This is a genomic window from Bacillus sp. JJ1127, from assembly GCF_036965845.1.
Taxonomy (GTDB): Bacteria; Bacillota; Bacilli; order Bacillales; family Bacillaceae_G; genus Bacillus_A.
In genome coordinates this window covers 3363-13429 of the sequence record NZ_JBALQK010000016.1, presented here as the reverse complement: position 1 = coordinate 13429, position 10067 = coordinate 3363, and the positions used below count along the sequence as shown (strand labels likewise).

The 10067-nt window shown below is 35.9% G+C and carries 8 protein-coding genes; 6 read left to right on the top strand and 2 right to left on the bottom strand.

The genetic code is table 11. The features are described from left to right. Positions 1 to 140: 140 nt before the first annotated feature. Both V7183_RS02500 and V7183_RS02495 read right to left on the bottom strand, forming a co-directional pair. Positions 141 to 434, bottom strand: a complete 294-nt coding sequence (locus V7183_RS02500) for a hypothetical protein (RefSeq protein WP_335358590.1) — start codon at positions 432 to 434, stop codon at positions 141 to 143. Positions 435 to 599: 165 nt separating this feature from the next. After that, complete coding sequence (locus V7183_RS02495; RefSeq protein WP_097899510.1) at positions 600 to 1037, bottom strand: exosporium protein C; 438 nt, start codon at positions 1035 to 1037, stop codon at positions 600 to 602. 790 nt (positions 1038 to 1827) lie between these two features. Here V7183_RS02495 and mmgD point away from each other — a divergent pair. From mmgD to V7183_RS02465, 6 genes are all read left to right on the top strand, one after another. Continuing rightward, complete coding sequence (gene mmgD, locus V7183_RS02490) at positions 1828 to 2946, top strand: citrate synthase (protein WP_097899511.1); 1119 nt, start codon at positions 1828 to 1830, stop codon at positions 2944 to 2946. 98 nt (positions 2947 to 3044) lie between these two features. Then, positions 3045 to 4481, top strand: coding sequence for a 2-methylcitrate dehydratase (gene prpD, locus V7183_RS02485; RefSeq protein ID WP_335358589.1), 1437 nt, complete (start codon positions 3045 to 3047; stop codon positions 4479 to 4481). Positions 4482 to 4498: 17 nt separating this feature from the next. Next, on the top strand, positions 4499 to 5407 hold the full coding sequence (gene prpB / locus V7183_RS02480; RefSeq protein WP_097899513.1) for a methylisocitrate lyase: 909 nt from the start codon (positions 4499 to 4501) through the stop codon (positions 5405 to 5407). A gap of 109 nt (positions 5408 to 5516) precedes the next feature. Continuing rightward, positions 5517 to 7277 carry a sigma 54-interacting transcriptional regulator gene (locus tag V7183_RS02475; protein WP_097899514.1) on the top strand — a complete coding sequence of 587 codons (1761 nt, stop codon included), beginning with the start codon at positions 5517 to 5519 and terminating at the stop codon, positions 7275 to 7277. Between the two features lie 139 nt (positions 7278 to 7416). Further along, positions 7417 to 9126 carry an acyl-CoA dehydrogenase family protein gene (locus tag V7183_RS02470; RefSeq protein ID WP_097899515.1) on the top strand — a complete coding sequence of 570 codons (1710 nt, stop codon included), beginning with the start codon at positions 7417 to 7419 and terminating at the stop codon, positions 9124 to 9126. Between the two features lie 15 nt (positions 9127 to 9141). Beyond that, positions 9142 to 10032 (top strand): NAD(P)-dependent oxidoreductase, encoded by an 891-nt coding sequence (locus tag V7183_RS02465; RefSeq protein ID WP_097899516.1) that lies wholly within the window; start codon positions 9142 to 9144, stop codon positions 10030 to 10032. The last annotated feature ends 35 nt before the right edge of the window (positions 10033 to 10067 follow it).

Below are 10067 nucleotides of genomic sequence, written 5' to 3'. Positions count from 1 at the left end.
AGACAACATCAAACCAATAAATATAGAGTTTCCTAAAAGTCTATAGCATATAGAAATGTATTCAAAAACACCTATGATACCGTATATGAATCGGTAACGTAGGTGTTTTTTTTATGCAGTGAAAAGCCTCTGTGTTATTACTATATGTTAAAAGTCCCATAAAAATTTTGAAAATAAATTGAAGGGAAATGATAGAAAATTTGGGAGGGAGCATATGGAGAAGGAGTGGGATAACCTGGACCATAATAGGGAGTGCCACTAGGCGGTATGCCGTGCTGCCAAAAGGAAGGGACTGCTGCACCGGGCAGTTGATAGTGCTGCCAAGTTGCGGGAAGTTCAACGCCAACATCAGAACTTCCTGCGTGGACTGGGGCAACATGTACAGAAGGAGCTACAGGAGCTGCAACGGCAATTCTTGTAGGGAATACATACATAAAAGATCACTCCTAAATTGCATTATAGAGCAGTATATTCTTGCACAAGCTGTAAATGTGTACATAAGTTTTTAAAGAATAAAAAGTGAATGTAAACAAGAAAAAGGAAGAACAAAAAATGAGTTCTTCCTTACTTAAGCAAATTTAAATAGTTTAGCAGCTCTATTAACACCAATCGTCATGGTTACCGATTGCTAACGCGCTAAAAGAAATTGGACCTACTATTGCAGCTTCTGCATCAGATGTAATATTTTCAGCAGTTAGCGTGTAAACATGCTTTCCAGATCTTAGATCTTTGTCAATTGCTTGGAAAGTTATAGCATAAAATTGTTCTGAACCAGTTGATTCGATTCCAACTTGTGTATTGAAAATCTGAGTTGTATCACGGAAAATACGAAACACGATTTGAGCGATATTTGTAATTCCTTCAACTCCAACTGTTGCAATTAATTCGACTGTATTATCACGAGAATTTCTATGAGGGATATTTATTCGTAACTGAGCAACGTTATTTTTTTTAGGAGTATGCAAAATTGGTGTTGGGTGTCCTGCATCTGTTTTATTACGTGGTTGAGTAGCTTGGAAATCAATAATATGAGTCATAATTTTCACCTCCTATTTTTGATATATAATATGAGGTTACGTAGAAAAGAGCTTGGATATTTTTATTGATTTTGAGCTGTAAAGAGAATTTTATTAAGAAAGTAGATTTAAAGTATGACATTAAAATTGAATCTATAGACTGACGATTTTGTTCGGTTTGTTGTTAGATATGGTGGAAATAGCACAATTCAATCCGGTTATTTTTTCGGATTAGCTTTTGAAGCGCCAGAAGATATAGCAACACCTACTGAACGGGACGGCATCTAATTTTTTGTTGATGCGGATGATATTTACTAGTTTCAAGACTATGAATTAGTTGTGAGTTATCAAACAGAAATGGATGAGATTGAATTCAATTATGTAAAATAATAACTTTATTAAAAATAAAAATATCTTATATAAAAATTGTATTGTATTAATAGCAATATATAAAATATGTGTAAGTGAGTTGTGTGTATGTACAACTCGCTTTTTTTATATTCTGGAAAAAATTAATAAATAAATGGAATAAATTGTTTTCTTTGTAAGCTTTACAGGGAATTTTGTTGAAAATTAATATATTTCGGTTCAAAAGAAAAGGAAGAATATCGAACTTTTTGATAAAAAATTTATACGTTATTCTTAAAAAATAATTTTGTTACAGCAGGAAAAGTATAGGAAACTTATCATTATAAAATAAATTGAAATCTTCTAAAAACTCTGATACATTGAAGTAGAAATGTAGTTTCACAACATTGTAAATGCTTACAATTATGTGCACGAAGATCTATTAGGATTGGAGGAAATGATAATGAAAGCTGAAGAAAAATTTTCCCCGGGATTAGATGGTGTAGTTGCAGCGGAGACGAAAATTTCGTTTCTTGACACAGTAAAAGGTGAAATTGTTATTCAAGGATATGACTTAATCGAGCTATCAAAGACAAAAGAGTATTTAGACATTGTGCACCTTTTATTAGAGGAACACCTACCAAGTGAGGATGAAAAAACAACACTTGAAAAGAAATTGAAAGAAGAATATGAAGTGCCAGAAGGTGTGTTCAATGTTTTAAAAGCATTGCCAAAAGAAACGCATCCTATGGATGGATTACGTACAGGTGTATCTGCGTTAGCTGGTTACGATAACGATATTGAAAATCGTTCGTTAGAAGTAAATAAAGATCGTGGTTATAAACTGCTAAGCAAAGTGCCAAATATTGTGGCAAACAGTTATCATATTTTAAATAATGAAGAGCCTGTTCAACCCCTTAAAGAATTATCGTATAGTGCGAATTTCTTCTACATGTTAACTGGTAAAAAACCAACTGAGCTGGAAGAAAAAATATTCGATCGCTCTCTTGTTTTATATAGTGAACATGAAATGCCGAACTCTACATTTACAGCTCGCGTTATAGCATCTACGCAATCGGATTTATACGGTGCTTTAACAGGTGCAGTTGCATCTTTAAAAGGAAGCTTACATGGCGGCGCAAATGAAGCGGTTATGTACATGTTGTTAGAAGCAGGAAATGTTGAGAAATTTGAAGAGTTACTGCATAAGAAATTACATAACAAAGAGAAAATCATGGGATTTGGGCATCGCGTCTACATGAAGAAGATGGATCCAAGAGCGCTTATGATGAAAGAAGCATTAAAACAGCTATGTGATGTGAAAGGCGATTATACACTATATGAAATGTGTGAAGCTGGAGAAAAGATTATGGAGAAGGAAAAAGGAATCTATCCAAACTTAGATTATTATGCTGCTCCAGTCTATTGGATGTTAGGTATTCCAATTCAACTATATACACCAATCTTTTTCAGTTCAAGAACGGTAGGCTTATGTGCGCATGTGATTGAGCAACATACAAATAATCGATTGTTCCGCCCACGTGTAAATTATATCGGCGAGCGACATGTGCTTAGCAAATAAAAACAACTGGGGAGTTGTTAAGGCCGCCCGCCAGGTGGGTGTTTGACCGACACCCATTCTTAATAATAACGAATTTTCGACAGAAAGGGAAGGATAGCATGATTAAAACAAATGAAATTAAACAAAAAGATGCAATTTTAGAAGAGATTACGGATTATGTATTAAATAAAGAGGTGACAAGCTCAGAAGCATTCAGTACAGCACGCTATGTGTTACTTGATACGCTTGGATGTGGAATTTTAGCACTGCAATATCCAGAGTGTACGAAATTACTAGGACCTGTCGTACCAGGAACTGTTGTGCCAAATGGTACACGTGTACCGGGAACATCATTTGTACTTGATCCAGTACGCGGTGCTTTTAATATTGGCTGTATGATTCGTTGGTTAGATTATAACGATACATGGCTTGCAGCAGAATGGGGACATCCGTCTGATAATTTAGGTGGCATTTTAGCTGTTGCAGATTATGTGAGCCGCGTTCGTATTTCAGAGGGAAAAGAACCATTAAAAGTACGAGATGTACTTGAAATGATGATTAAAGCGCATGAAATCCAAGGTGTACTTGCATTAGAAAATAGTTTAAACCGCGTTGGTCTTGATCATGTGTTATACGTAAAAGTAGCGACAACAGCAGTTGTTACGAAAATGCTTGGTGGTACACGTGAAGAAATCTTTAATGCATTGTCTCATGCATGGATTGATAATTCTAGTCTTCGTACATATCGTCATGCTCCAAATACAGGTTCACGTAAGTCATGGGCAGCTGGGGATGCAACAAGCCGTGGTGTTCATCTTGCACTTACTGCATTAAAAGGTGAAATGGGTTACCCAACAGCATTATCTGCACCAGGATGGGGATTCCAAGATGTATTGTTTAACAAGCAAGAACTAAAATTAGCAAGACTTTTAGATTCTTATGTAATGGAAAATGTATTGTTTAAAGTGTCATATCCAGCAGAATTCCATGCTCAAACAGCTGCAGAATGTGCAGTGAGATTACATCCAGAAGTGAAAGAACGATTAGATGAAATTGATCGTATTACAATTACGACACATGAATCAGCAGTTCGTATTATTGATAAAGAGGGTCCATTAAATAACCCAGCTGACCGTGATCACTGTTTACAATACATTACGGCAATCGGTTTATTAAAAGGTGATATCGTTGCAGATGACTATGAAGATGAAGTTGCATCAGATTCTCGCGTAGATGAATTGCGCAACAAAATGGTTGTTGTAGAAAATAAACAGTATAGTTTGGATTACCTTGATCCGAACAAGCGCTCAATCGCCAACGCTGTTCAAGTTCATTTTAAAGATGGCACAGTAACAGAAAATGTAGAGTGTGAATATCCATTAGGTCACCGTTTCCGTAGAGATGAAGCAATTCCAAAGATTGTTCAAAAGTTCTCTGCAAATATGGCCGTTCATTATTCTAATAAGCAACAAGAAAAAATTCATGAAGCTTGTTTGAATGAAGAAAAATTAGAAACTATGAATGTAAATGAATTTGTAGATCTTTTCTTAATTTAAGTATAGGGGGAATAAAAATGGCTTGGGTTGTGAATAAACAGTCAACACAAGAAGAGCTTGCTAATCGATTCCGAGCTTTAGTAGAAGCACCTGGAATTTTACAAATCCCTGGTGCACATGATGCAATGGCTGCTCTTGTTGCAAAAAATACTGGATTTTCGGCTCTTTATTTATCGGGAGCTGCGTATACAGCAAGTAAGGGTTTACCAGATTTAGGTATTGTAACGTCTACTGAAGTAGCTGAAAGAGCAAGAGACCTTGTTAGGGCAACTGACTTACCTCTTCTTGTCGATATTGATACAGGATTTGGTGGAGTGTTAAATGTAGCGAGAACAGCTGTAGAGATGGTGGAAGCAAATGTAGCTGCTGTCCAAATTGAAGATCAACAATTACCGAAGAAATGTGGACATTTAAACGGAAAAAAACTTGTTTCTACTGAGGAATTAGTACAGAAGATTAAAGCGATTAAAGAAGTAGCACCAACACTTGTTGTTGTAGCACGTACAGATGCTCGCGGCGTAGAAGGATTGGATGCAGCGATTGAAAGAGCAATTGCTTATGTAAAAGCAGGTGCGGATGCTGTTTTCCCTGAAGCACTTCAATCTGAGGAAGAATTCCGTTTATTTAATAGTAAAGTAAATGTTCCGCTGCTTGCGAACATGACTGAATTTGGAAAAACACCATATTATAGTGCAGAAGAATTTGCAAATATGGGATTCCAAATGGTAATTTATCCAGTTACATCACTTCGCGTTGCAGCAAAAGCATATGAGCGTGTGTTCACACTTATTAAAGAAACAGGCTCACAAAAAGAAGGTCTATCTAATATGCAAACGAGAAGTGAATTGTATGAAACAATTTCGTATCATGATTTTGAAGAATTAGATAACGGAATTGCAAAAACAGTTTTATCTGAAGATCAATAAAACAAAGGGAAAAGGCGATGATGATACATCTTTGGCGAAACAACTGCTTGATGTGGAGAGTCATCGCCTTTTCATATTCTCTAATTGCTTGCAAAAGAGGTGGAAACATATGAACTCTATAGAAGATTACTCTGTAGGAAGATGGCTGAATGAAGATTTTCAGTTTGTGAAAATGAGTAATACGATTGCAGAGGCGATCGATCTACTTATCGTATCAAAAACTAATGAACTGCCTGTACTAGAGGGAAAACGAATGATCGGCATTGTAAAATTATTAGATTGTGTTCAGTGGATGAAAGAAAAAAGAGATGAGAGTACCTCAGTTCATATCATCATAGATCAATTCTTTCATAAGGGAAATGGAACAACAACAATGGAAGTCGTTCAGCATCTACCATTTTATGTGATCAATGAAAAAAGCGGAGTGCTAGAAGGTATTATAGGTCAAAATGAGCTTTTTGCTTTTCAAGAATTTATAAAACAACAATTAGAAGAATCGCAACATGTCATGGAATGGTTACGACTTTCATTTGATACTGCGTATGAAGGCATCGCGATTGTGGATGAAAACGGTGTTATTCAAATGTTTAATGATATGTATAGTCGCTTTGTTGGTGTAACGAAAGAAGAAGCAATTGGACAGTTCGCCGAAAATGTAATTGAGAATACGAGGCTTCCAGTTGTATTGAAAACAGGGGTACCAGAAAGAAATCAAGTACATCGTTTGCAAGGACAAAATTTAGTTGTGCATCGGATGCCAATTTGGAAGCAAGGAAGAGTGATAGGTGCTGTAGGCATGCTTATTCATGAAGGGATTTCAGATATTTATAAAATATTAGAGAGGTTTGATCAAAAAGATGGTGGTGTCAAACCGGCATTTTCTAAACCGAAAAAGAAACAAATACGATTTGAAGATATTCTCGGAGAAAGCCAGGCAATTTCTGAAACGAAAAAAATGGCTCGAAAAGCAGCGGGGTCCAAAGCTTCTGTGTTAATCACTGGAGAAAGTGGTGTCGGTAAAGAACAATTTGCACGTGCTATACATGATACAGGTATGACGAAAGATGGTCCATTTATTAGTGTCAACTGTGCTGCTATTCCAGATAATTTACTAGAATCCGAACTGTTTGGTTATGCAGAAGGTGCTTTTACAGGTGCGAAAAAGAATGGGAAGGCAGGGAAATTTGAACTTGCGAATCATGGCACATTATTTTTAGACGAGATTGGTGATATGTCCTTATTAACGCAGGTAAAAATTTTACGTGTTTTACAAGAAAGAGAGATAGAAAGAATAGGTGATACCCATCCAATCCCTGTTGATTTCCGGTTAATCGCAGCGACAAATAAAGATTTAAAACAAATGGTTAGAGAAGGTACATTTAGAGAGGATCTATATCATCGTCTTCATGTTATTCCGATTCATATTCCACCGCTTCGCTTTCGAAAACAAGACATTCCACTCATTGTCGAAGAACATGTACAAAAACTGTGTCAAATGTATGGTGTTGAAGAAAAGACACTTGATAAAGAAGTATTACGTCTTATGTTCCATTACAATTGGCCAGGTAATGTTCGTGAATTAATCAATGTGTTAGAAAGGCTATTTGCACTATCAGATGATGCACATATACGAGCTAAAGATTTGCCAGAAGAATTCTATTATCGAGATATGGAACAGAAGAAATTAGTACCTATGATTCAGTCTTTACCGGCAAAACAAGAAGCCATGAGGGTGGTGCGTGAAGAAGAAGAACGAGGGTTAATCGAACGCGTTTTAAAAGAAGCAAAGGGGAATAAGTCAAAAGCAGCAGCATTATTAGGGATTTCTAGGGCGACCTTGTATAACAAATTGTCACGATTTAAAATCTAAACAAATTGTTATAACCGTGTAAAACTGTCTAGACAGTTTTACGTTTTCTTTTCATGTTGCCCGTGTTTTATCAAGTTTTTAGTTTGGCATAGATTTTGCATATAAAGAAAATGAAGACCGAAATGATAGGGGGATACAGATGGAGAAAACAAAGTTGCAATGGGACGAATTTTTTTCGCTGAATAAGGAGCTTAATACTACCTTTTTTACACCTGAGGATTTCTCCGGTGATGAAGATTTAATTGCAAAAACAACGGAACAATTTGTGAAACAAGAAATTGTTCCTCAAATTGAAAATATCGAGCAGCACAATTATGAAGTTTCTCGCCAATTATTTGAAAAGGCTGGAGAACTTGGATTGTTAAGTATAGAGGTTCCAGAAGAATATGGTGGATTTGAATTAGGAAAAGCGGTGTCTGGACTTGTAGCGGAAAAGATGGGGTATGCAGGAGCGTTTAGTGTTTCCTTTAATATTCATGCCGGAGTAGGAACATTACCATATATATACTATGGAACAAAAGAGCAAAAGGAAAAATACTTATCTAAGATTGCATCAGGTGAATGGATTGGTGCTTATGCATTAACGGAGCCTAACGCTGGTTCTGATGCATTAAGCGCAAAAACAAGTGCTGTATTAAATGAGGATGGAACAGCCTGGACATTAAATGGTGAAAAGCAGTGGATTACAAATGCTCACATGGCTGATGTATATGTTGTTTTTGCGAAAACAAATAAAGGAATGACAGCATTTATTGTCGAAAGAACATGTAAAGGTGTCTCAATTGGCCTAGAAGAAAAGAAAATGGGTATTAAAGGTTCTTCTACTGCAACACTTATTTTAGAAGATGTCGTAATTTCTGCTGAAAATGTTTTAGGAGAAGTTGGTAAGGGACATCACGTAGCTCTTAATATTCTCAATTTTGCTAGGCTGAAACTCGCTTTTGGAAATATTGGCACAGCAAAGCAAGCAATTGGGCTATCTGTTCAATACGGAAAGGAACGAAAGCAGTTTCAAACAGAATTAGTGGATTTCACCATGATTCAAGAGAAAATTGCAAATATGATTATTGCTACATACGGTGCGGAGAGTGCAGCTTATCGAACAGCAGGTGTGATTGATGAAGCAATTCATGAGAGTGATGAAAGCATCATGCAAAAAATGTCTCAATTTGCAATGGAATGTGCTATTAACAAAGTGAATGCTTCAGAAACGCTTGGACATATTGTAGATGAAGCTGTACAAATTCACGGTGGTTATGGTTATATGCAAGAATATGAAGTAGAACGATTATATCGTGACGCTAGAATTAGTCGTATATTTGAAGGAACGAATGAAATTAACCGATTAACCATTGCGAAAATGTTAATGAAACAAATGAAGCAAATAGGGGATCAAGTGGACGAAGGCACATTTGAAAATATAGAACGAAATCTTCGCTATATTTTATTATCGAAACAATTATTGAAACAATCTTTGAAAACGCTATCTAAAACTCCTGAATTAAAAATTGAACAAGAACAAGAATATTCACGCGTATTAGCAGACATGTTGAAAGATGTGTATGTAATGGAATCAGCATTTTTACGTACGAAGAAAGCGGTAAGTAAAAATGGTGAGGAAAAAGAACATACAAAACAGATCATAACAGATGTTCTTTGTGAAGAAGGATATCGTAAAGTAGAATCAGCGGCAATTGTTCTTCTTTCTGCAGCAGTGCAAGAAGAGCAAAATAGAAACGTTATTCTAGATGAAATCCGTCAATTGTCAGTGCCTCTATATACGAACGTATTTACGAAAAAGAGAGAAATTGCGAAAGCGATTATAAATCGCGGAAAATATATTGTTTAATAGGAGGAGAACAATATGAAAAAGATTGGTTTTATTGGGTTAGGTAATATGGGTCTTCCAATGTCTAAAAATTTAGTTAAATCAAATTACACGGTGTATGGAGTTGATTTGAATAAAGATGCTGAAGCTTCCTTCGAGAAAGAAGGGGGAATTGTCGGTTTATCAATTGCAAAATTAGCAGAAACATGTGATTTGATTTTTACAAGTTTACCATCCTCACGAGCTGTTGAAGCTGTTTATTTTGGAGAAGAAGGATTGATTGAGAACAGTCATCCGAATGCTGTACTAATTGATACAAGTACAGTAGCGCCACAGTTGAATAAGGAAATAGCTGAATTTTCGAATAGTAAAAAAATAGACTTCCTAGCAGCACCAGTTAGTGGTGGTGTGATTGGGGCGGAAAATCGAACACTAACTTTTATGGTTGGCGGATCGAAAGAAGTGTATGACAAAGGTTTACCAGCGATGGAAGTATTAGGAGCAAATGTTTTTCATGTCAGTGAGCAAATTGATAGTGGTACAACTGTAAAGCTCATTAATAACTTACTAATTGGTTTTTACACAGCGGGTGTTAGTGAAGCTCTGACATTAGCAAAGAAAAACAATATGGACTTAGATAAAATGTTCGATATTTTAAATGTGAGTTACGGTCAAAGTAGAATCTACGAACGTAATTATAAAAGCTTTATTGCACTAGAAAACTATGAACCAGGTTTTACTGTAAATCTATTAAAGAAAGATTTAGGATTTGCAGTTGATTTAGCGAAAGAAAATGAGCTTCACTTACCAGTGAGTGAAATGCTATTGGACTTGTATGATGAAGCGGGTAAAGCAGGATATGGTGAAAAAGACATGGCTGCTTTATATAAGAAGGTAAGTGAGCAATTAATCTCTAGTCATGAATAATGACTATATATACATCAATTAAAAAATCGACATAA

Coding starts and splice junctions, on each gene's coding strand:
- mmgD (WP_097899511.1), top strand. CDS start 1,828: ATGAAAGCTGAAGAAAAATTTTCCCCGGGATTAGATGGTGTAGTTGCA.
- V7183_RS02475 (WP_097899514.1), top strand. CDS start 5,517: ATGAACTCTATAGAAGATTACTCTGTAGGAAGATGGCTGAATGAAGAT.
- prpB (WP_097899513.1), top strand. CDS start 4,499: ATGGCTTGGGTTGTGAATAAACAGTCAACACAAGAAGAGCTTGCTAAT.
- V7183_RS02500 (WP_335358590.1), bottom strand. CDS start 434: ATGTATGTATTCCCTACAAGAATTGCCGTTGCAGCTCCTGTAGCTCCT.
- prpD (WP_335358589.1), top strand. CDS start 3,045: ATGATTAAAACAAATGAAATTAAACAAAAAGATGCAATTTTAGAAGAG.
- V7183_RS02465 (WP_097899516.1), top strand. CDS start 9,142: ATGAAAAAGATTGGTTTTATTGGGTTAGGTAATATGGGTCTTCCAATG.
- V7183_RS02470 (WP_097899515.1), top strand. CDS start 7,417: ATGGAGAAAACAAAGTTGCAATGGGACGAATTTTTTTCGCTGAATAAG.
- V7183_RS02495 (WP_097899510.1), bottom strand. CDS start 1,037: ATGACTCATATTATTGATTTCCAAGCTACTCAACCACGTAATAAAACA.